Below are 20,445 nucleotides of genomic sequence, written 5' to 3'. Positions count from 1 at the left end.
GCATCCTGACTGTCTCACCGGGCACGACGGCCGCGGTGCGCCTGTCACCGCTCTGGTGGTGCACGCAGTGGAGTACGTCGACAGATGGCGGGCGCGGGCCAGCGATCGTGTCGCGCGGCGGTCGGCGCGCTCAGCCACAGGACCACGGCGAGGACCAGGCTGACCGGCCCCGCGGCCCAACCTGAGGCCGCCACGCTCCGCGCCGACGCCTGCCCGGTCCGCCAAGGAGGCGCCGAGTGGCCGGGTGAGTATGTATGTCTACGGGAAGCCGAGCGCTGTGTGCGCAGCCGTTGACCTCGATCTCTCCGTGGGCATAGGTGCTGAGGTAGACGGCGGCGCCGAGGTCGTCCCGTAGCCGTTCGAGGGCGAGCCCCAGCATCCCCCGGGCAGGGTCTGGCTTGGTGACGAGGTCGAGTACCGGGCCGGTGAAGTACGCGCCGCCGACGGTCTCGACGAGCCGCTGCTGCAGCAGCCAGTCCAGCATTCGCACGGTCGTGTTCAGCGACAGCCCCGCCTTGTGTGCCAGCGCGCGGCTGTCGATACCCCCGGCGGTGCTGATCACGTGCAACAGGTCGCGGGCACGCTGGGTGGTCTGCCACCTCAGGGGCACGCGGGCGAGGGTGTTGCGACGGCGGGCCATGGCGTTGAGGACGGCGGGGCGCAGCGCGTCCGTCGACCACGGCTCCACCGGCCCCCCCCCCGTCGCCGGCGTCCGCTTGCCGCACCAGGTGCACCGCCGCCGCGGTCGCGTCGGGTCGCAGATCCGGCAGCGGCAGACGTAGTCCGCCGCCTTCGGGCAGGGCCGCCAAGTGCGGCCGCCGCGCGCCGCCGACCGGCGCGGAGGGCTCGCCTTGAGCGGGACCGTACTCGGGGACGGCCGGGGCGCGCACGAGGTGCAACCGCGGCTGCCCGACGCCCATCGCACCCCCTGCGATCTCGTCAGCGTCCGGGCAGGAAGCGTTCAGCAACGCCAGCCCTGCACGTACCTCGTCGAAGTAGACATCGTCCTCCGGCTCCTAAGGCTCTTGCTCCCCGGGCCCTTCGGAGGGGCGGCGGTGGGCGAGAGCGGCAAGCAGGCGGGCGGCGTCGCCGTGGCCGTGGCGGGCGGCCTCGGCCACCAGGAACCGCGCCTCATCGACCCAGTCCGCCCCGGCGCGTAGTGCCAGCGCGGCCATGCGGAACATCGCCCCCGGGTGCCCGGCGGCAGCAGCCTCCCCGAGCCAGTCCGCCGCCACGATCAGCTCACCGCGGCCCAGGGCCTTCGAGCCGACTAGGTAGAGCGAGTTCGCCCGCTCCCACCCGTCGCGGTCCAGCCCGTACTGGCCGCTCAGCGGCCCGAAGTCCCCTTCGGGCCGGTCCCAGTAATCCTCCCGCTCGCTCAGCCTCGCCAGCAACTCCACCAGCCAGGCCGACGCCGGAAGGCCGCGGTTGTCGTCGTTCAAACGGCTCACCACCGTCACCTGTCCCTCTTCCTGCGTCCTGATGATTTCCGGTGCGCAGCCCGGATGAAGGCCTGCAGAGCATGCCGCAGCTCCACCACCGCTTTGTGCCGCTCCCGGGAGAGCCGGTCGTTGCGTATGCCGAGCGCGGCCGCGATCTCGACGTCGCTCAGGCCCTGGATCTGTAGCCGCACCACCTGCCGAGCACCGACGACGGCATCGCGTCGATCGTCCGCATCAGCAGGTCCCGCATCGGTTCGAGATCCCCGACCGCCACCTGCTCCGCAGGCGGTGCCGACCACGTCACGGACGGCTCCACGCTGGCTCCGGCCAGTTCCTCCCGCGTCTGCGCGTTCAGCTGGTTCAGAGCCAGGTTCCACGCCGACTTCCGCAGGTAGGCCGTCAGGTTCACCGCATCACCCAGCAGCCCTTCGGCCGCCCGCCTGAGCACGTTCAACACCGCCTGAAGGACGACGTCCTCGCACGCCGCCCACGACAGCTTCCCGTCCGTTTTCCCCCGCAGCACCGCCGGCTCGTTCTCCAGGAACCGCAGCGTCTCCCTGGTCAGCTGCTGGGCCTGCTCGGAGTCGGCCCACCCGCTGCCGCGACTTCCTTCCTCGCCCGGATCCGCCGTGCCCGCTTCCACCACCGCCAACCGCGTCTCCGCGCGAGCGCGGTGAGGTCGCAGACCGCCGTCGGGGCTGCCCAGCGGGAAGCACAGCAGAGTTACACCAGCGGGCGGGTGGGTGGATGAGGGCCAGGGTCCGCACCGCGTGTTCGACGCGTGCCCGGTCGCCCGCGGCCACCGGCCGGCAGCCGGGCGGCCCGCTGCACCCCGTGGGCACGCGCCACGACAGCGCCGAGACCCACCAGCACCGAAGGCCGGTGGTCCCAGCGGGTGCTGCCCACCGACCAACGCTCAATCCCGCTCGTCGACGTAGCGGTGAAGGGGCCGGAGGACCTCGACCCCGTCGAGGAAGCGGTTCGCGCATGGGGATCCCGCTTCGACATCGCCCGCGGAGCGGTCTCTGTGGCCCTGCTCTGGCAGGACGGGGAGCGACCGGTGGCCCTCACCTTGCTCTTCCATCACCTCTGCGCAGATGGCCACAGCGCGGACGTCCTCCAGCACGACATTGTCGCCGTCCTGCACGACCCGGCCGACATCGTACCGGCCGAGGACAACTACGTGCCCTGGCTGACCCGCCTCGCCGAGCGGCAGGATGGCCGCCCGGCCACCCCGGCCGGGGGCCAGGAGGCCGCCTTCCCCACGAGCGAGCTACGGCACACCACCCTTCACCTGCCGACCGGCAACCTCACCTCCCGGGAGATTGCCCCCGCCGTCCTCGCGGCCATGGGCCGCGCCGTCCGGGATGAGCCCGACCCGCGCGCCCGGCGCGTCGACGTCACCCGCCACGGGCGCGACACGCTTGGCGGCTGGCCGCCACTGGCCACCACCGTCGGCTGGTTCGCTCAGCTCAGGAGGGTGGAGCTGCCTGCCGACCGGGCCTGGACCGTCCCCGACGCCCTGAGCACACTGGACGCTTTCGAACACGACAATGAGGCCTTCGTGACCGGCACCGCTAGTCTCCACGCCCTGCTCGCCGAGCCGGCGGCGCTCTACCTCAACTACCGCGGTTCGCTGCGCGGCACCCTGTACGCACCCGTCCGCGACTGCCTGCCCGTCGAGGTCGACTTCGGCCCGCAGTCCTCGCCCCGAGCCACCACTCCGTACCACCTGCGCTGCGTGGCCGATCGCGTCGACGGAGAGCTCCGCCTTGCGATGAAGTACCGCCCCGAATCGCCCGTGGCCGCACGCATCATCGCGAGCCTGCGCGCCGGGGTGGCGTGATGGCCGAGTCCGCGCCCCCCGCCCCCCGGGTCGGCCTGCTAGGGCCTGTGTGATGTCGCGATCATTCGGTGGTCTTCACCAGGTCGTCGATCCAGATCATTGCGGCGCGGAGGTGGAGGCCGGCGAGGTAGCTTTCGGGTGACTTGTCGTAGCGGGTGGCGATCCCTCGCCAGGCCTTCAGCTTGTTGATCAGGCGCTCGACGGTGTTGCGTTCCTTGTAGAGGTCGGTGTCGTGGCTGACGGGTCTGCCGCCTCGTGCGCCCTTCTTCTTCCGGTTGGCGGCCTGGTCCTTCTTCTCCGGGATGACGGCCTTGATTCCGCGTTTGCGCAGGTAGGCGCGGTTGCCGCGGGATGAGTAGGCCTTGTCTGCGGCGACCGCGCCGGGCTTGGTGCGGGGACGGCCGACGGGCAGGCGGACTCTCACCCTCGCGAGCACGGGGATGAACTGCGGGCTGTCCCCGGCCTGCCCGGCGGTCAGCACCATTGAAAGCGGACGGCACCTGCGGTCCGCAGCGAGGTGAATCTTGCTGGTCAGGCCGCCCCGGGACCTGCCGAGGAGGGCTTCCTTCAGGCGGAGCTTGCGTCTGCGGCGGATGCGGCGACGCTCGGCCTGTCCGTTCTGTTCCTCCGGTCCGCCCCCTTTTGCCGGGCCGCTTCCTGTTCCTGTGCGGCTTCTTCCAGGGCCTCCATGAGGTGCTTGCTGACACGCATCCCCGCGGCGTCGTGGTGGGCACGGACCGTTGTGGAATCCACGCTGACCAGCGACAAGTCCGTTCTTCCCACGCGGGCTGCCTCGGCGATCAGGCCTTCCAAGAGGGCGGTGAAGACACCGGCGTCCCGCCAGACGCGGAAGCGTCCGTAGACCGTGGCCCACGGGCCGAACTCGGCAGGCATCTCCCGCCACTGAGCACTGGAGCGGAACCGCCAGATCACACCCTCGAACTGCTCCCGCAACCGCTCCGGATACGGGCCGTACCTACCGATCGGCAGATACGGCTCGATGAACTTCCACTGGGCATTGGTGAGTTGCCTGCGTGTCACAACCACAGTCGTACCGGATTCCACCTCGCGACGAGGACAGAACCCAGAAACTGATCACGACATCACACAGGCCCTAGTCGGCGCCGGACCGTCGGTGCCGTACGCCGACCTCTTCGCGCAGGCCCGCGACCGACAGCTGCCCGTCCTCGTGCCCGACGACGTCGCCCGCTCCGCACCCGAGGTCACTGCCTTGGCCGATGCGGTCGGGGCCCGCCGGTACGGGGCGGGCGACGACCTGGTCGCCACCGGACGGGCCCACGGACTCGACACGATCCTGACCTTCGATGAGCATCACGCATACGACTGCCTGGCCGCGACCATACGGCTGCGGGTCTCCGACGCTCCCACGCCCCGGGACAAGTTCGACATGCGCGTACTCCTCAACGAGCATGGACTCTCGCACACCCGCGTCTGGGAGCTGAGCTCCGAGCACGACATAGCTTCCGCGCTCCAGGAGGTCCCCACCCTCGTTGTCAAGCCCCGTCGAGGCGTGTCCAGCCAGGACGTAGTGATCGTGCCGGACCTGCCAACCTGGCGTCGGGCCGCGCAGGACCGTGCACTGGACCTCACCTCAGGCGCGTTGTACGCGGAGGAGTTCCACGAGCACGTCCCCTTCGGGGATCACTCCGACTGGTACGCCCCCTACCTCGCAGTGGATGTCGTACACGGCACCGGCGGCACGGTCTTCCTCCCCGCGGACCGCCGCAAACAGGCAGCCAACTACGGCGAAAGTGGCTCCCTGGTCCCCTCCCGGATCGACCCGGACCAACGTACCGCCCTCGAAACTTGGGCCGCTGACATCGCCGGGCTGTGGGGCGGCATGTGGCCCGCATTCCACATCGAACTCGTGCACACCCACCGGGGTTTCGAGCTGATCGAGGTCAACCCCCGACTTGGCGGTCACCTCCACGTCATGGTCAAGGCCGTCTCGAACGACGACCTCATCGGCGTGGTCCTCGACGCCGCCAGCGGGGCCCTGCCCAGACTGCAGGAACTCACCACGTACTGTGCCTACGTCATGGTCCACCCGCCGCAGGATGCGGGCGCCGTCGAGTCCCCACCGGACTACCGCGGCCTGCTGCGCAAACACCCGGGCGTCACCGTGGCCCGGCGGCGCCGGACCGGCGCCAGGTTCGACCCCCGCGACGGATCGCTGAACGCCTTGTGCGAACTCCTTGTCAGGGCACCGGACGCAGCAGCCCTCAGAGCTGCGGTCGACCGCTCCCAGACCCACGTGATCTCGTCAGCCCGGTTCGACCACAGGAACTCCCCATGACCCTCTGGACCCGCATCACCGAGCCCGCCGTGACCCGCCCAACACACTCGGCCTACACAGGCGTCGACGGCGAGCACACCTACGCCGGACTGCTAGCCGACGTCCGGACGCTCTCCGCGCGGATCGAGGCAGTGGCCGCGCCCGGGCACGTCGTCGCCGTACGCGGGCAGCGCGGCTACGGCACCCTGCTGTGCTTGCTGGCCTGCCTGGCCACCGGCCGCGTTTACCTGCCGCTCGACGAGCGGTGGCCCGTTCGGCGCGTCGAGCTCGTCGCAGCCGAGGCCGGGGCAGCAGTCCTGCTGGACGTCGGGACCGACCAGGAGCCGCGCCTCACCGCCACCTGCGCAGCAGCGGCGGGCACGGCCCGGCCGGAGCTGGGTTACATCATCTTCACCTCCGGCTCCACCGGCCGGCCCAAGGGCGTCATGGTGACCGCGGACGTCATGGCAGAGCGGCTGACCGCGCTGCTCCCCCTCGTCGGTGGGCGACCGATCAGTTTCGTCCTCAACACCTCCATCTCCTTCGACATCTCCCTGGTCGAGCTTCTCCTCCCACTGCTGGCCGGTGGCCGCGTGGTCTGCCCGCCGCCGTTGACGGCGGATCCACATGGCTTCACCGCCTTCCTGACCCGGCACCGGGCCACCCACCTGCAGGGGACACCGAGCCTGTTCAAACTGCTGGAGGCCTTCGACACCCCATTGCCGCAGGACCTGGAAGTGTGGTGCGGAGGCGAGGCGCTCGATGCTCCGCTCGCCGCCCGGCTGGTACGGCGGTTCCGGTCCGTGCGCAACTTCTACGGGCCGACCGAGGCCACCATCTGGTGCACTTTCCACACGCTGGGCCCCCACGACCTCGACTCGGTAGGCACGCCCTTCGGCGGCACCCGGGTCATCGCCCCGGGAGGCGACCCCCGCCAGCCATCCGAGATCATCCTGACCGGGCGCGGTCTGGCCGCCGGCTACCTGCGCCCCGAGGACGACGAAGGCCGGTTCACCGAGCTGCACGGCCACGGGCGGGCGTACCGCACCGGAGACCTCGGGTGGGTGGCGCCGGACGGTCGGGTCCACGTCGCCGGCCGGATCGACCACCAGATGAAGGTCAACGGCCACCGCCTCGAGCTGGCCGAGATCGAAGCTGCCCTCGAGACCCACCCCGGGATTCGGCAGTGCGCCGCGTTCGTCCTGCCGGCCTCCGTGGAAACCGGCGCAGGCCTGGCCGCCGCCTACGTGGCCGACGAGACGATTTCCGTCCGCCGGCTGCGGGAACACCTGCGCGGACTCCTGCCCGCGTACGCCGTACCCGGACGCCTGCGCCAGGTCGATGCGTTCGCGCTCACCACCGCCGGCAAGGTCGACCGGCAGGCCCTCCACGACGCGTTCGCCGGCCCGGCGCCGCGGGCGGCGGAGGCGGACCGATGAGCGTGCAGCGTGCCCTGGGACGCCTCGACTCTGCCCCCCGCACCGACTGGATCCTACCCGCCGACGTGGCTGGCCTCCCCGGTGCCCGACATCTGCGCGGCAAGCGGATCGGCGTTGCCGGTGGCGGCATCGCCGGTCTCACCACGGCCTTCATCTTGTCCGGCATGGGCGTCCACGTGGACGTCTTCGAAGCGGCCGGCCGGTTCGGTGGGCGCGTGCTCACCCTGCGGAACGGGGACCCGCTGCCTGACGACCCCGCACGGACCGCCACGCTGCCCCACGGCCAGCACGTGGAGGCCGGAGCCACCCGCGTCCACCCCCACATGGTGACCATGGAGTACCTCCGCCTGCTCGGCATACCGGTCGCTCCGCTCGTCACCCGCAACGACGACGCGCTGGTACAAGTGGGAGCGGGGCGCGATCCCGGGGTGCTGCGCCAGCGGGACTGGTGGCAGGACGTACGCCGGCTGACAGTCCGCACCGACGTCGCTAACGCGTTCGCGCACGTTCTGGGGGACGGCCCTGGAGACCGGGCGCCTCATCGCACCCGTCGCGCCCTGGCCGCGCTGAGCGACGTCGGCGATCCGGTGGCGCCACCGGCCGACCCTGGCGAACCGTGGGAGATCCCCGACCTCGTTGACGGCGGACCGGCCCGTGCCCTCCTGGCCGACCTGTCGGCGCTGAAATCGACGACGCTCTTCCGCATCGTCGGCGGCTCCGACGCCCTCGTCGCGAAACTGACCGACGGTCTTCCTCCCGGAGCGCTTCACACGGGACACCGCCTCGTCTCGGTTGCCACCGGGACGGAAGGGGTGGGGCTCGGCCTCGCCACCGCGCGGGGGATCCGGTACGCGACGTACGACCACGTCGTCCTCGCCCTGCCGCCGCACCTACTCGCCGACGTCGCGGCCGACTTCCCGCCCGACGTCCGCGCCGCCCTGCACGTCCCCGAGCCCAGGGCCGCTCTGAAGGCGTTCGTCACCTACGCCGACCGCTGGTGGGAAAGGGAGCTGGGCATCTACGGCGGCACCTCGTACCCGGCGGCGCCGGTCGACCGTCTTTGGTACCCCAACGCCTCCTGGCACGAACCGGGCGGCACACTGACCGCGTACTGCCTCAAAGACAGCGCCCGTGACCTCGACGCTATGCACGAGCAGGCCCGGCACCGCCTGATCGTCAAGCGGATCGTGGCCCTCCACCCCGGGGTTCGGGCCGCCGTACACCCGGTCGCGGTTCACTCCGTGTCCTGGGGGCGGGTGCCGCACATTCGCGGGGCCTGGGTGAACTGGCCGGACTACGACCACCCGGCCTTCCACCGGCTGCGCCGGGGCCTGGGCCGCATCCAGTTCGCGGGGGACTGGCTGAGCCCGCTCACCGCCTGGATGGCCGGCGCCTTCTCGTCGGCCGGAGAAGCACTGCTGAGAACCATCGAGAACGCCAGCGAGAGGAACTAGCACACCATGACACGGGTACTGCTCATCGGATCGGACCGATACTTCACCGAAGCTGCCCTCGCCCGCGGTCTCGACGTCGTCGCGGTCCGCAACGCCGGCGCCCTCCGCAACGGGGTGCTGCCCTTCCCCTCGGAAGCGCGGCAGGTTCCCGTCGCCGACCAGACGGACACCGAGGCGGTAGTGAGCGCGCTCGCCCATGCCGGCCTGACCCTCGGTGACTTCGACGGGATCTACACCAACTACGAGCTCGCGGTGGTGATGACGGCGGGCCTGGCCCAGGCCGCCGGGGTTCCCGGTCCCGGCATGGACGTAGCCGTGCTCATGCGCGACAAATCCCTACAGAAGCAGCAGCTCGCGCACACGGGCGTCCCCGTGGCCCCGTCCCTGGTCTTCTGGAACCCGCCCTCACCCGCCGATGTCGCGGAGCTGGGCTACCCGCTGGTGCTCAAGCCGGTGGCCGGGGTGGGGACCGAGGCCACGGTGCGGGCTGACGGCCCCGAGGCCTTCCGGAAGGCTGTAGCGGCTTTCTACCCCTCAGTCGGGGCCCACAAGGGACTCCAGGTCGAGCAGTTCGTCACCGGCGAGGAGTTCTGCCTCGACGGCTGGGTGTACGAGGGCGCCATCGGCTTCAGCTCAGTCGGCCGTTACGCGCGGACCTGCCTGGAGGCCGTCGAAGCCGAAGAGTCCCTGCGGGTGTACCGCTGCACCGAGCGGACCCATCCTGGACTGGCCCGGGAAGCCGACCGGCTGGCCGCCGACGCGCTCGCCGCCCTCGGCCTGCGCAGCGGCATCTTCCATCTGGAGTTCTTCCGACTTCCTGACGGACGACTGGTGTTCAGCGAGTGCGCCGCCCGCCGCGGCGGCCCCTTCAACGAGGAGGAGGTACGGATCTCCCGCTCGGTCTCCCTGGCCGAGGCGGCCGTCGACCTGTGCCTGGGCGCGCGCCCGGAGGGCACGCCCACCACGCAGGACCGCGAGGTCGGGTCGGTCCACCCCAAGCTCCCTTCCGGTGTGGTCCTCGACCTGCCTCGCGCCGAGAAACTGGCCGCGCTCGACGGTGTGGAATACGTACGCTTCCACACCTATCTGGGCGCGACCTACGCCGGTCCGGCCAGCTCCCTATATGCGCCAGCGGCGGGCATTCTGGTCAGCGCCCCCACCGCCGCCGAGCTGGAGGACCGGCTCGACCGGGTGGAGACGGCCTTCGTGAACGGTGCCCTGGTGAGCCCTAACACGTCCCCGCGACACATGCGTGACTTCCAGAGCGAGGTACTGGGGCGCGACGACCTGCGGTACCGGCCATTCAACGAAGTGGTCGGCCAGGACACGACGGGGAGCTGCGAGTGAGCGCGGAACCGTACCGCGGCCTGCCCGGCCGGGTCCTCGTCGTTGACCCGGCGCTGGGCGAGCACGCCCTGACGGAACTGGCCGCCCTCGCCGGACTCGGCCTGGCGCCGACGGTCAACCTTCGGCGCGTGACGGATCCGGAACTGCGGGCCCGGATCGAAGCCGACTGGAAGACGGTGGACTTCGACGGCTTCGCCGAGGAGGAACTGGCGCGTGCGCTGGAGGACGGCGGACACGGCCACGACGCCCTCAAGTGCCGGGCCGGCATCCCCCTCACCCGCTCCGTACTGGAGCGGGCGACCGCGGACGGCCTGCGACGACGCCTGGTCCTCGTGGGGCGCGCCGCCGCCGGCTCCGAGACGTTCGACCACGCGGCGGCACAGGACCTGGACGTGGCCGTGCGGACCACGCCGGGGGCGAACGCGGCAGCCGTGGCCGAGCTGACCGTCTCCCTCATGCTCGACGCCCTGCGCGAGGTCGCCCGGCGCGACCGGGAACTGCGTACCGGCTCGTGGAGCGCCGCGGTCGAGGGCCTGCCGACCGGGAGCCTCGACGGTGCACGGGTGGGATTAGTCGGCTCCGGAGCCACCGCACGGCGCACAGCCGCACTCGTCCGCGCGTTCGGTGCCGAGGTGTGGGTCCTCGGATCCACGCGGTTCACCGCAGAGCGGGCAGCCAAGTGGCCAGGACGCCGCGTGGCGTCCCTCGCCGAACTGCTCACCAGCTGCGACGTGGTATCCGTGCACGTACCTGCGTCGCCGGAGACCGACGGCCTCATCGGAGCGGAGGAACTGCGCCTCATGCGTCGCGGCTCCGTCCTCGTCAACACGTCCCGGGCCAGCGTCGTGCGCGAGGAAGCTCTCGATCGGGCGCTCCGGGACACCGCACGGGGACCCGCCCGGGCCGCGGTCGACGTCTTCGAGGCGGAGGGCGCGCGGTTCTCCTCCGTCCTCATGGACAACCCGTACTGCACCCTGTCGCCCCATGTCGCCGGCATGACCCGGTCCGCGATGCGGACGGCGTCGCAGCGCCTCCTGGCGGAGTTCACGCGCTTTGCCACGGAGAACGGGCCGTGGGGAGGCGGACCGCTCTGATGCAAAAACTCCCGACCCCGAGGCGTGTCCTGGCCTGGGCCACGTTCGTCAATATGACAGGAAGCGGCGCCTACTCCGCCGGCCTGACCGTGTACCTCGTGCAGACGCGGAGCGTCCTGGTGGCGACCGCAGCCGCCTGCATCCTCGTCAGCACCCTGGGCGGCAAGTTCGGCGCACTGCCCTTCGGCTCCGTGATCGACCGGGTCGGCGGCCGGACGATGTACGTGTCCACCAAAGCCGTGGGCGCCCTGACGACCACAGCATTGCTCGCGGTGTCTTCGCCAGTGGTCATCACGGGTTGTCTGCTCGCCTACGGGCTCTTCTCGGCGGTCGGCGGCTCAGCCCGCAACGTCGTCATACGCGACATTGCCCGCACCGACACCAAGGTCTACCGCGCCAGGCTCCGGAGTACGGCCAACATCGGGATCGTGCTCGGCAGCCTCATTGCCGCCGGGGCGCTGGCCTGGGACGTACCACGGGGGGCTGCGCTCTGCATCGCCGTCAACGCCGCCTCCTGCCTGGCCTGCGCAGTGCTGGTGAAGGCCGGTATTCCGGCTGCGGTCCAGGCGGATCCAGCGCATCCAGGGGGCGCCGGAACCGGCGAGCGGCGGACCGCGGGGGACGCGCAGTCCCTTCGACTGCTGCTGGGCCGCCCGGACCTGCTCTGGTTCCTCGGCGTGAGTTCCGTCTTCTCGGTGATCACCCCGGTCCTCACCTACGCCGTCCCGCTGTGGATCTCGCAGTACGTCTATCCGCACGATGCCTGGCCCGCAGGCCTCATGGTCGCCACCAACGCGGTCATCGTGATCCTCCTCCAGGTACCGGCGGGTCGCATCGTCGACCGAGGAAGCCGGCCGGACGCTGTGATGGCCGTGGCGGGCGGGACGCTGGGCGCCGGGCTGGCCGTGATGGGCGTGAGTGCCCAGGTGCCAGGCCCTCCCGCACTCGTCGTCGTCTGGGTCGCGGTCGTCCTGACGTCGCTGGCTGAGGTGCTCTTCTCGGCCGCCACCACAGAACTGCTTTTCGCCCCGGAACTGGCAGCCCACCTGGGCCGGACCTCGTCGCTCTTCGCGTTCGCGTGCGCGGTGGGGGAGGCGGTCGGTCCGGCCCTGCTGCTCGCCGTCGCCCTCCGCGCCAGCGCGGCAGGATGGCTCGCCGGCGCGGCCGGGGTGTGGTGCTGCGCCCTGGCCTACCTGCGGGCCACGTCCCTGCGATGCTCCCGGCCGTCCGGCCGCGACCGGAGCCGCGCAGACCAGGGCGCACCGGCCGAGCCGAAGAGACGGTCGACCTGACCAGCCGCCCGACGAGGCTGGCCGACCCCCGTTCTACGCCTTGTACCTCAAGCGCAGTGCCAAAGGCGACCGAGCGGACCGAAGGGTTTCCCACTTGCGGCGGTGACCCAGACCGCGAGGAGTAGGCCGAGGGTGTCGACGCTGATGTGGCGTTTGCGTCCTGCGATCTTTTTGCCCGCGTCGATGCCCTGGCCGGTGGCCGGGACATTGGCGGAGGTCTTGACGCTCTGCGCGTCCAGCACGCACGCGCTCGGTTCGGCGTCGCGGCCTACGGCCTCTCGAACCAGTCGGCGGAGCAGGCCGTTGAGCTGGTTGGATCGTGATCACGCTCTCGTCGCTCATGAAGCGGAAACCTGTGTGACGGGATGCCGGTTTCGTCCACGGGACAGGTCCAACCCCATTGAGAGGGGGGGCCGGGGTGTGACTGGTAGAACTGGCCACCTGCGCGGGGGTGGGCGACGAGGCCCTTGGTGGATGGACAGTCGCCTTGTCAGTGCCTGCTCTTACGGTGTGGGGCATGAGCACGATCGGACAGTACCTCCGCCTCACCCCGGCCGAACTCGAGCGCGCTTGCCACTGATGAGACTCCTTGAAAACGGCCAGAGCGGCTTCTCCTCCTCACTTCTTCCAGGTTTTGAGCGTCTGGGGAAGGTGGGGAGCATGAGCAGGTTTGAGGGGCTGCCGACCGTCAGGTCGGCAGCCCCTGGTGATCTGTGAGGTCCGCGGATATCGGCGTGGTGGACCGGAACAGCGTGTGGTGGGATGGCGGTAACTCGTGGCTGCTGACCTGTTGGGAGAACCCGTGACACCCGCGTACTCGTCGTTGACGCGCGCATTGGCCGAGGCCCTGGTAGATGTTTCTTGGTTCATCGACGGTGCGGACGACGAGCAGATGGATCCGGACGATGCTGTGAAGGCCCTGGAGGGCATCGCGGCCACGTTGGGCCGCCTATCGCATGACCAGCGAAGTGACCTGGTTGACGTGCTCGGAGCCATGGCCGAGTCGGAGGACAACGTCGCGAGGCGAGAGTTCCTCGATGCGTTTCCCGAGGACTTCGGACTGCTCGAAGAGCAATCGGCATAGGGGATTGCGCCGCCGATCATGGTGACGGGGTCCGCAGGCATCATGCACCGGTGAGCACTATCGTGAAGTTCTTCGTTGCGCCGGACGATGCCTCGGCTGCCCTCGTGGCCGGGATCAGGCCGGGACGCGCCTTCGAGTGCCTCTCGCTCGGCAACTTTGATGCAGAAGAGGCCGTGGTTGAGTGGGAATGCCTCTTCTCCGGAGGCAGTTTCGAAGAGCTCCTGGGGGCTGGCGAACCGCGAATCATCGCTGGTGAGGACGATGACGGGTGCGTTGTCTTCGCGCTCTCTGACGATCTGGTAGACGCTTTGGCCACGTCGGAGCCCTCCCGGCTGCATGAGGTAGCCGTGGCGTGGGCCCGGCAGCGGGCGGAGGACGGCGAGGACATCTCTTCTGCTGTGGCTGGCGAGATGCTGGAGGGTCTGGGCACTCTCTCCCGCGGCCGCGAAGAGCATGGCCACGGCTTGTACTGCTGGGTCGCGTAGATGGACCACCGCCCATGAGGGCGGTGGTCCGTTCAGCGCGAGCTCAAGCGCTTATGGAGTCCTCCGCAGCGGGATGATGTCCGGGCTGCGGACCGGCATCGCGGGGCGAGCGGCCTCGGGCGTCGCCAGCAGGGCGACGATGGTCACGGGCTTCTGGCAGTGCGGGCAGTCGTTCGGGGGTCACTTGGCGGGAGCCTCCGGGCCGGTGGGACGATTTGGGTGGCGGTGGCATTTCGGGAAGCGCCAGCAGCGGCGGACTCTCCCCGAGTCGGCGCGCTCGTTCCTCGTCACGGGCCTGGCCGCGGCTGCGGTCGGCGTCGCGGCGGCAGGTGGGCGAGCAGTAGACCTGCCGGATGGTGCGGGCGGCCTCGAAGGTGGCGTCGCAGGTGGGACAGGCTCGTTCTTCCAGGGCCTCTTTGCTGGTGCGAGCCGTGTTGCGGCACTCAGCTGAGCAGAAGAGGCGCCGTGGACTGACGTCAGTGGTGAACTCACCCTGGCAGACGGGGCAGATCCGCTGAACAGGGACGTGCTGGCGGTTGGCATCACGCAGGTGGGCGAACAGTAGACGCGCGGAGCGCCGCGATTGGCGACGGTGAAAGTGGTCGCGCAGACCGGGCAACGCCGGGCGGCCCCGGCGGAGGGTTGGTCCTCTGGTCAGGAGACACGGGCGTTCACTCCCTGACGCAGAACCTGGGCCTGCTGCTGGTGTCCGCGGAGCCGGTAGGACGGGCCGTCGATGCCGACGACCGCGGCCCGGTGCAGGAGCCGGTCGAGCATGGCGGCGGCGACGGTGGCGTCGCCGAAGGCACCGGCCCAGTCGGCAATGCCGACATTTGTGGTCAAAATGGTGGAGGATTTCAGATATCGCTGATTGATCACCTGGAACAGCGCGGAGGCGCCGTCCAGCGTGATCTTCGGCAGGTCGGGAGGCTGGGGTGCGGGTTCGGACGGGGTTACGGGCGATCGGTGCGGCGGCGGGTTTGGTCCTGGTGTTGGCGGGCTGCGGGAGTCCTGTGACAGACGCGAAAGCGGCTGTGGGGCCGTCTGCGGCCTCCGCGTCGTCGCCTGCGTCTGCTCTCCAGGTGGGGGAACGCGCGGCTGTCCTGGAGGCGTACAGGGCGATGACGGCGGCCGAGGAACGCTCGTACGTGGTGGCGAAGCCGGACCCCGAACTGACCCGGTACGCCACGGACAAGGCGTTGGCGGACATCCAGGCCACGGTGTTCTGGCACCAACAGGACGGCACGACGATGCGCGGCACCGTCAAGCACGCCCCGGTGGTCGCATCCCTCGACACCGCCTCGGACCCGCTGCGGGCGACTGTGACGGACTGGGCCGACACCGGCGACTACAACGAGATCAAGACCGGTGACGGCTCCCTGGTGCCGTAGTCGGGCTCGTCGCGGCATGTGGTGACCTCGACCGCCCAGCGCACCCGTACGGGCCCCTGGTTGGTCTACCAACTTCGCCGACGACATCCTCGCCGCATGTGGAGTTCGGCCTGGACGTCGCTACGGGCCGGACGGTTCTGGGCTGCCCCCCGACTGTCCCAACCCCGAGCGCAACAGGTCTGGGGTCCGGTTCGGGGGGAGGCCTCGCAGAGGTAGCCGCGGTCGGCGCGGTCGGCGCTGAGGTACCGGCCCGCGCACTGCTCGGGGCCGTACTGGGCGCAGTAGGCGAGCGCCTCGTAGCCGTCCGCGAAGGTACCGGGGGCGCGGACGATCCAGTAGCCGGACGGCAGTGACTCCCAGTCGTCGCTGTCGACCAGGGTGGCGCCGGGCACCTGCTGCTGGAGCGAAGTGAGCTCCTGGTCGCGCTGCGCCGGGTCTTCCGTGTGCGGGATCGCGGTCAGCTGGGCGATCCAGCTGCCAGCGCCGGCGTCGGCGCTCGGCGGCCCGGCTTCGGCCGAGCTCGGGGAGGGTGTGGTGCCGGTGCCGATGGGCTTGTGGCCCAGGACCGGCAGGGTGAACGCCGCGGCGCAGGCGACGACGGAGCCCACGACCGCGGCGAGCACGACGGGCAGGCGGCGGCGTCCACGGCGGGTCGGCGCTGCTGGCTCGGGCGCGACGGTGCGGGCGGGCGCGCTCGGGGCCGGCCTGTCCCAGAGGGTCGGGGCGAGCGGGCGGCCGATCGGCCTGGTGGCGGCCTCACTCTCGATCACGGTGGTGAGCCGACCGGCGAGCACATTCGCGTCCGGCCGCTGTTGCGGGTCCTTGGCCAGAAGGGCGTCGATCACCGTGGCGAGCGGGCTGGCCTGCGAGGGCGCCGGGAGCGGCTGGTCGCAGATGGTCACCAGGGTCTCCCACACCGAGTCCCGCCGCATCGGGTTGTTCCCCTCGACACAGACGTAGAGCAGCATGCCCAGGGACCACAGGTCGGACGCCGGTCCGACCCCGCCGCCGCGGATTCGCTCCGGTGCCATGTACTCCGGCGAGCCGATGAGGTCACCGGGGGCGGTGAGCGTCTGCGAACCCTGCAGGGCAGCGATGCCGAAGTCGGTGAGCACGGCGGTGTCGTCCGGGCGGATCAGGACGTTTCCCGGCTTCACGTCACGGTGCAGGATGCTGGCCGCGTGTGCGGCCCGCAGGGTGGTGAGTACGTCCAGCCCGATGCGGGCCGCTCGGGCGGGGGAGAGCGGACCGCGTGCGAGGACGTCCTGGAGGGAGCGGCCGATGACCAGCTCCATCACCAGCCAGGGGTAGGGACGGCCGTCGAGGACTTCGTGGACGGGGACGGCGTTGGCGTGGTTGACCCGGGCCAGGGCCCCGGGCCTCGCGCAGCACCCGCTCGCGGGTCCGGTCGGCGTGGTCCGGGACCGCTGCGGCCAGGGCGCGCATCTCCTTGAGCGCCACCTCGCGTTCCAGGGTCAGGTCACGGGCCCGCCAGACCGTGCCCATTCCGCCGACGCCGAGCCGCTCCAACAGCTCGAAGCGCCCGGCGACGAGCCCGCCGACGGTGTATCCCTGTTCCTCAGCCATGGACCTGTTCCTGCCGCGTTGTCGCCCGCCACGTGGCGGGGAGTCGCGGGCCTTGCTCGTTGGCTGTTGTTCGAGATACCTGCCGTCCGAAAAATCCGCGGCACGCTGTCAGGCCGGCTGTCTCCGCCTGCCGACTGGCCTGGGAAGGGTGCCCTACACAACCTGAGGATTCGCTGAGGCGTTTCCTGCGGGCCCAGTCGTCATGGCCGCTTCTGCACCGGGATGCGCAGCAGGAACCGGGCCCCGCCGCGGGCGCTGGTGGCCACGGTGAGCGAGCCGCCGTGCGCGTGTGCCACCCAGGCGGCGATGGACAGCCCGAGGCCGGTCGAGCCGGCGCCGCTGTGGAAGCGTTCGAACAGCGACTGTGTCCGCCCGGCCGGCACACCGGGTCCGGCGTCGTCGACCGCGACGGTGCCGTCCGCGCCGACCGTGACCTCGACCTCGGCCGGTTCGCCCGGCGCGTGGCCGTGTGCGAGTGCGTTGCCCAGCAGGTTGGCGACGGCCCGCCGCAGCAGGCCGGGGTCGGCTGTCACGACCACCGGCTCGCCTGTTACGCGCACCCGATGGCCCTCGGCCGGGGTGTCGGCCACGACGGCCTCGACCAGCTGGTCCAGCCGCAGCGGCTCCGGGTCCAGCGATAGTGCCCCGGCCATCAGCCGGGCCCGGGTGAGCAGGCCGTCGACCAGCTCGCCCATCCGGGTCGACTGGCGCAGCGTACGGCGCAGGATCTCGGTGCTGTCGGCCTCGCCCCGCAGCCCGGTCTCGGCGAGCAGCCGCAGCGAGGCGACCGGGGTGCGCAGGTCGTGGGCGGCGTCGGCGAGGAAGGCTTCCTGCTGGTCGAGCGCGGTGAGCGCCGGCCGGACGGCCCGGCCGGCGAGCCAGCGGCCGGCCAGCGCGGAGACGGCGATCAGCACGGCGCAGGCGATGCCGAGCAACAGCGTCATCCGGTCGTGCTCGTGAAGGTTGCCGGAGATGTCGTTCGCCACGACCACGACGCCGTCCGGGCTCTGCGGGGTCGGCCCCGTGAAGGGCAGGGCGTACAGGCGCAGCGGGTGGCCGTTCTGGGCCCGCGCGGTGATCAGCGCGGAATCCCCCAGCCGGCTGGCCTCGGCGGCGACCGACCGCACTGCCGTCTCCGGTACGACCAGGCAGGGCCGGTGCGGGCCGGCAGCGATGGTGAGATCGGCCGCCATGCCGGTCAGCAACGTCACCGGAGGGCAGTCGTACGCGCCCTCCCTGGGGTTCGGGTACCTGAGCGTGCCGTCCTCGTCGTTCGACAGACCGAGGATCGCCTCGTTGACGATCAGTCGCAGATCGGCGTCGACCTGGGTCCCCCAGGCGGCGTCGTCCGCCTGCACGGCGAGAACGGTCATGCCGACCAGTCCGACCGCGCTGACCAGGGCGAAGAGCAGGGTGATGCGCCGACGCAGTTTGCGGATCCGGCCGGCCGGGGTCGGGGGTCTCACTCCTGCGGCTCCAGCCGGTAGCCGACGCCCCGCGTGGTGTGGATCAGCGGCGGGTCGCCGAGCTTGCGGCGCAGCTGGGAGACCAGGACCTCGACGACGTTCGAGTTGGGTTCGGTCAGCTCGTCCCAGCAGCTCTCGATCAGCTCGGCGCGGCGCACCGCCTGGCCGGGCCGGGCGGCCAGCGTCTCCAGCACGGCGAACTCCTTGCCGGTGAGGGTCAGCAGGACGCCGTCGCGGTGCACGGTGCGGCGGGCGGTGTCGATCTCCAGGTCGGCACAGCGGATCACCGGCGGCCGGGCCACCTCGGCCCGGCGGCACAGGCTCCGTACCCGGGCCACCAGCTCGGGCACGGCGAACGGCTTGACGAGGTAGTCGTCACCGCCGGTCGCGAACCCCTCGACCCGGTCGGCGATGGTGTCGCGGGCGGTGAGGAACAGCACCGGTACGGTCCGGCCGTCCCGCCGCATCCGCGCCACGTACTCGGCGGAGTCGCCGGACGGCAGCATCCGGTCGAAGACGACGCAGGCGTAGCCGGTGACGAACAGCGCCTCGTCGGCGGCCGGGAGGTCCGCGGCCACGTCGACGGCCAGACCGCCGCCGCGCAGCGCGGCGGCCACGGCGAACCGCAGGTCATCGTCGTCCTCGACCACCAGTACTCGCACGCCGGCCAGGATAGCCGTGACCCGGGGCGCAGCCGGAAACCCTCCCGGTCGCTCCACGCTACGGCGCTTTCGTCACGGCGAGGGCCGCCGGATCCTTGTCCGCGGCGGGCAGGCCGAGCGCGGCGACGTCCGCCCGGGTCGCGGCGGTGATCGGCAGCCCCCAGGTGGTGAAGAAGCCGATCAGGTTGCGCCCGGAGACGCGCGAGGCGTTGACGATGAAGTACTGCTCGGGGTCCTCGGCCGTCGCCGCCCGCCGGGTGAGCTTGTGCAGTTCGGTGGAGAAGCCGTCACCGAAGGCGAGGCGCAGCTGCTCGAACATGGTCAGCTGGACGAAGGGGTCGCCGTCCTTCGCGTCGTACTTCCGCTCAGCGGCCGGTCTGGCCAGGTAGCCGCGCACCGCGCCGGGTGTGCCGTCCGTGCCGAGCCGGGTCGGCTGGCCGGCATCACGCTGTACGGCGAGGCTGTAGACGTTCACCGTCACCTCGCTCACGCTGTCCCAGGTCCACGAGGTCTGCTGGTGCATGTGCCCGAGCTCGTGCCACATGCCCCAACTCTCCTTCAGTGTAGGGACGTTCAGTACTTCGTCGATCGAGTCGGACGGGTAGCAGACCCGGAAGTAGTACGCGTTGGGGTTGATCTGCTTCTTCCCCTCGGAGACGAAGTACCGCAGTGGACTGCGCCGGTCACGCGGGTCCTTCCCGTCCAGGCCGCTGATGGCGTCCTCCACCGCGAGAATGTGCTCGTACTCCCGCAGCAGCGCGTCCGGGTCCTGGCCGCCGTTGCGGCGGGCCGAGTCGAGGCGGACGGTCAGCACCAGATGCTCGCTGACGAGCTGCGCCACCGGCGCATCCTTGGCCGCGTCGAGCACCGACCGCCACTGCGCGGCGGAGGTCTTCCCCAGGACGTGATACGGGACGGGGCGTGCCGTCTCGCCGAAGTGCACCGTGATCCCGGGGGCGGCGGCCTCGCCGTCGTGGGTGTAGCGGACGTACAGCAGCCCGCCGGCCGGGTCGCTCACCGTGGTCTTGGCGTCCTTCAGTTCGTATGGGCGGGGCTCCCCCTCCTCGCCCTCGTCGGTGCCGTCGAGCCCGTACGTCCCGACCAGCAGCGCGGGCGCCGGTGCGCCGGCGGGCCGGTCGACGGTCACCGTGACGGGCGTGTTGGGCGGCAGGTACAGCCCCGTGGTCTGGGCGTCGTTCGGGTGGAACGTCGTGGCCAGCCGCTTCTGCTCGGCCTCGACCGACGGTGTGGCGGCGAACGCGAGATCCCGGGCCGACGAGGGCGAACGTGAAGGCGACGGCTGCGGCGATGACCCGCCACTGCACCCCGTCACCGTCAGCAAGGCCCCGGCCAGCAGGGAGACAACCGGGACCAAGCCGATGCCGCGGCACCGGTGAAGACGTGTGATCATCGCTGAAACAGGCTCTCGCTACTCGAAAGGTTCTTGCGTGCCCGGCCATGACGATGCCGCTGCGCCGCGGGACGTCGAGGCGGCGCGCTCCCGTGGGGGACCGGGGGCGCCGCCGTCGACTTCGAAGAGCTTCCCAGGGACAACCTGAG

At 71.0% G+C, this 20,445-nt stretch carries 18 protein-coding genes and 2 pseudogenes; 10 read left to right on the top strand and 10 right to left on the bottom strand.

Annotated features, from left to right (window positions below; genetic code table 11):
• Positions 1-130: 130 nt before the first annotated feature.
• The 3 genes from ACV7NM_RS00160 to ACV7NM_RS00150 form a co-directional block, all read right to left on the bottom strand.
• A complete protein-coding gene (locus tag ACV7NM_RS00160) occupies positions 131-688 on the bottom strand; it encodes an IclR family transcriptional regulator (RefSeq protein WP_463408265.1) in 558 nt (185 codons plus the stop codon).
• Between the two features lie 328 nt (positions 689-1,016).
• The gene (locus ACV7NM_RS00155; RefSeq protein ID WP_463408264.1) at positions 1,017-1,451 is read right to left on the bottom strand and encodes a hypothetical protein; all 435 of its coding nucleotides are present in this window, start codon (positions 1,449-1,451) and stop codon (positions 1,017-1,019) included.
• Between the two features lie 157 nt (positions 1,452-1,608).
• Positions 1,609-2,094 (bottom strand): RNA polymerase sigma factor, encoded by a 486-nt coding sequence (locus tag ACV7NM_RS00150; protein ID WP_463408263.1) that lies wholly within the window; start codon positions 2,092-2,094, stop codon positions 1,609-1,611.
• 243 nt (positions 2,095-2,337) lie between these two features.
• Between ACV7NM_RS00150 and ACV7NM_RS00145 the strand changes: the two genes are divergently transcribed.
• Complete coding sequence (locus ACV7NM_RS00145; protein ID WP_463408262.1) at positions 2,338-3,288, top strand: condensation domain-containing protein; 951 nt, start codon at positions 2,338-2,340, stop codon at positions 3,286-3,288.
• Positions 3,289-3,349: 61 nt separating this feature from the next.
• Here ACV7NM_RS00145 and ACV7NM_RS00140 read toward each other — a convergent pair.
• Positions 3,350-4,329: pseudogene (locus ACV7NM_RS00140) on the bottom strand (IS5 family transposase).
• Positions 4,330-4,423: 94 nt separating this feature from the next.
• Here ACV7NM_RS00140 and ACV7NM_RS00135 point away from each other — a divergent pair.
• Genes ACV7NM_RS00135 through ACV7NM_RS00110 form a run of 6 tightly spaced genes read left to right on the top strand, consistent with a single transcriptional unit; the run spans position 4,424 to position 12,210 of the window.
• Positions 4,424-5,605, top strand: a complete 1,182-nt coding sequence (locus ACV7NM_RS00135) for an ATP-grasp domain-containing protein (RefSeq protein ID WP_463408261.1) — start codon at positions 4,424-4,426, stop codon at positions 5,603-5,605.
• Positions 5,602-7,023, top strand: coding sequence for an AMP-binding protein (locus ACV7NM_RS00130; RefSeq protein WP_463408260.1), 1,422 nt, complete (start codon positions 5,602-5,604; stop codon positions 7,021-7,023). The genes ACV7NM_RS00135 and ACV7NM_RS00130 overlap by 4 nt, the downstream gene beginning before the upstream one ends.
• Complete coding sequence (locus ACV7NM_RS00125; RefSeq protein WP_463408259.1) at positions 7,020-8,477, top strand: flavin monoamine oxidase family protein; 1,458 nt, start codon at positions 7,020-7,022, stop codon at positions 8,475-8,477. The genes ACV7NM_RS00130 and ACV7NM_RS00125 overlap by 4 nt, the downstream gene beginning before the upstream one ends.
• A gap of 6 nt (positions 8,478-8,483) precedes the next feature.
• Positions 8,484-9,824: an ATP-grasp domain-containing protein gene (locus ACV7NM_RS00120; RefSeq protein WP_463408258.1), complete on the top strand. Its 1,341-nt coding sequence runs from the start codon at positions 8,484-8,486 to the stop codon at positions 9,822-9,824.
• Entirely contained in the window at positions 9,821-10,918 is a 1,098-nt protein-coding gene (locus ACV7NM_RS00115; RefSeq protein ID WP_463408257.1) for an NAD(P)-dependent oxidoreductase, read from the top strand. The genes ACV7NM_RS00120 and ACV7NM_RS00115 overlap by 4 nt, the downstream gene beginning before the upstream one ends.
• Entirely contained in the window at positions 10,918-12,210 is a 1,293-nt protein-coding gene (locus ACV7NM_RS00110) for an MFS transporter (protein ID WP_463408256.1), read from the top strand. Before ACV7NM_RS00115 ends, ACV7NM_RS00110 begins: the two co-directional genes overlap by 1 nt.
• Before the next feature lie 92 nt (positions 12,211-12,302).
• On the opposite strand, the pseudogene ACV7NM_RS00105 reads toward ACV7NM_RS00110, so the two are convergent.
• Positions 12,303-12,521 (bottom strand): annotated as a pseudogene (locus ACV7NM_RS00105) (transposase); the annotation flags it as partial.
• Between the two features lie 464 nt (positions 12,522-12,985).
• Between ACV7NM_RS00105 and ACV7NM_RS00100 the strand changes: the two are divergent.
• Together ACV7NM_RS00100 and ACV7NM_RS00095 are read left to right on the top strand one after the other, a co-directional pair.
• Positions 12,986-13,294, top strand: a complete 309-nt coding sequence (locus ACV7NM_RS00100; RefSeq protein ID WP_463408255.1) for a hypothetical protein — start codon at positions 12,986-12,988, stop codon at positions 13,292-13,294.
• 50 nt (positions 13,295-13,344) lie between these two features.
• Positions 13,345-13,779: a hypothetical protein gene (locus ACV7NM_RS00095; protein ID WP_463408254.1), complete on the top strand. Its 435-nt coding sequence runs from the start codon at positions 13,345-13,347 to the stop codon at positions 13,777-13,779.
• A 654-nt stretch (positions 13,780-14,433) separates the two neighbouring features.
• Here ACV7NM_RS00095 and ACV7NM_RS00090 read toward each other — a convergent pair.
• On the bottom strand, positions 14,434-14,685 hold the full coding sequence (locus ACV7NM_RS00090; RefSeq protein ID WP_463413793.1) for an ATP-binding protein: 252 nt from the start codon (positions 14,683-14,685) through the stop codon (positions 14,434-14,436).
• A gap of 176 nt (positions 14,686-14,861) precedes the next feature.
• On the opposite strand from ACV7NM_RS00090, the gene ACV7NM_RS00085 reads away from it, so the two are divergent.
• Positions 14,862-15,170 carry a hypothetical protein gene (locus tag ACV7NM_RS00085; RefSeq protein WP_463408253.1) on the top strand — a complete coding sequence of 103 codons (309 nt, stop codon included), beginning with the start codon at positions 14,862-14,864 and terminating at the stop codon, positions 15,168-15,170.
• Positions 15,171-15,235: 65 nt separating this feature from the next.
• Here the strand turns inward: ACV7NM_RS00085 and ACV7NM_RS00080 are convergent, their stop codons facing one another.
• The 4 genes from ACV7NM_RS00080 to ACV7NM_RS00065 all read right to left on the bottom strand — a co-directional run bounded on the left by ACV7NM_RS00080 (position 15,236) and on the right by ACV7NM_RS00065 (position 20,296).
• Positions 15,236-16,540: a serine/threonine-protein kinase gene (locus ACV7NM_RS00080; RefSeq protein ID WP_463413792.1), complete on the bottom strand. Its 1,305-nt coding sequence runs from the start codon at positions 16,538-16,540 to the stop codon at positions 15,236-15,238.
• A gap of 417 nt (positions 16,541-16,957) precedes the next feature.
• A complete protein-coding gene (locus ACV7NM_RS00075; protein WP_463408252.1) occupies positions 16,958-18,223 on the bottom strand; it encodes a sensor histidine kinase in 1,266 nt (421 codons plus the stop codon).
• A complete protein-coding gene (locus ACV7NM_RS00070; protein WP_463408251.1) occupies positions 18,220-18,885 on the bottom strand; it encodes a response regulator transcription factor in 666 nt (221 codons plus the stop codon). The genes ACV7NM_RS00075 and ACV7NM_RS00070 overlap by 4 nt, the downstream gene beginning before the upstream one ends.
• Positions 18,886-18,943: 58 nt before the next feature.
• The gene (locus ACV7NM_RS00065; RefSeq protein ID WP_463408250.1) at positions 18,944-20,296 is read right to left on the bottom strand and encodes a M60 family metallopeptidase; all 1,353 of its coding nucleotides are present in this window, start codon (positions 20,294-20,296) and stop codon (positions 18,944-18,946) included.
• Between the last annotated feature and the right edge of the window lie 149 nt (positions 20,297-20,445).

The organism is Streptomyces sp. Tek67B01 (assembly GCF_055231995.1).
The sequence above is the reverse complement of the archived record's forward strand: the minus strand, read 5'-3'. Positions and strand labels throughout refer to the sequence as shown.

Excerpts from the sequence above, each read along its gene's own strand:
- ACV7NM_RS00120 (WP_463408258.1), top strand. The coding sequence starts at position 8,484 with ATGACACGGGTACTGCTCATCGGATCGGACCGATACTTCACCGAAGCT.
- ACV7NM_RS00125 (WP_463408259.1), top strand. The coding sequence starts at position 7,020 with ATGAGCGTGCAGCGTGCCCTGGGACGCCTCGACTCTGCCCCCCGCACC.
- ACV7NM_RS00130 (WP_463408260.1), top strand. The coding sequence starts at position 5,602 with ATGACCCTCTGGACCCGCATCACCGAGCCCGCCGTGACCCGCCCAACA.
- ACV7NM_RS00065 (WP_463408250.1), bottom strand. The coding sequence starts at position 20,296 with ATGATCACACGTCTTCACCGGTGCCGCGGCATCGGCTTGGTCCCGGTT.
- ACV7NM_RS00110 (WP_463408256.1), top strand. The coding sequence starts at position 10,918 with ATGCAAAAACTCCCGACCCCGAGGCGTGTCCTGGCCTGGGCCACGTTC.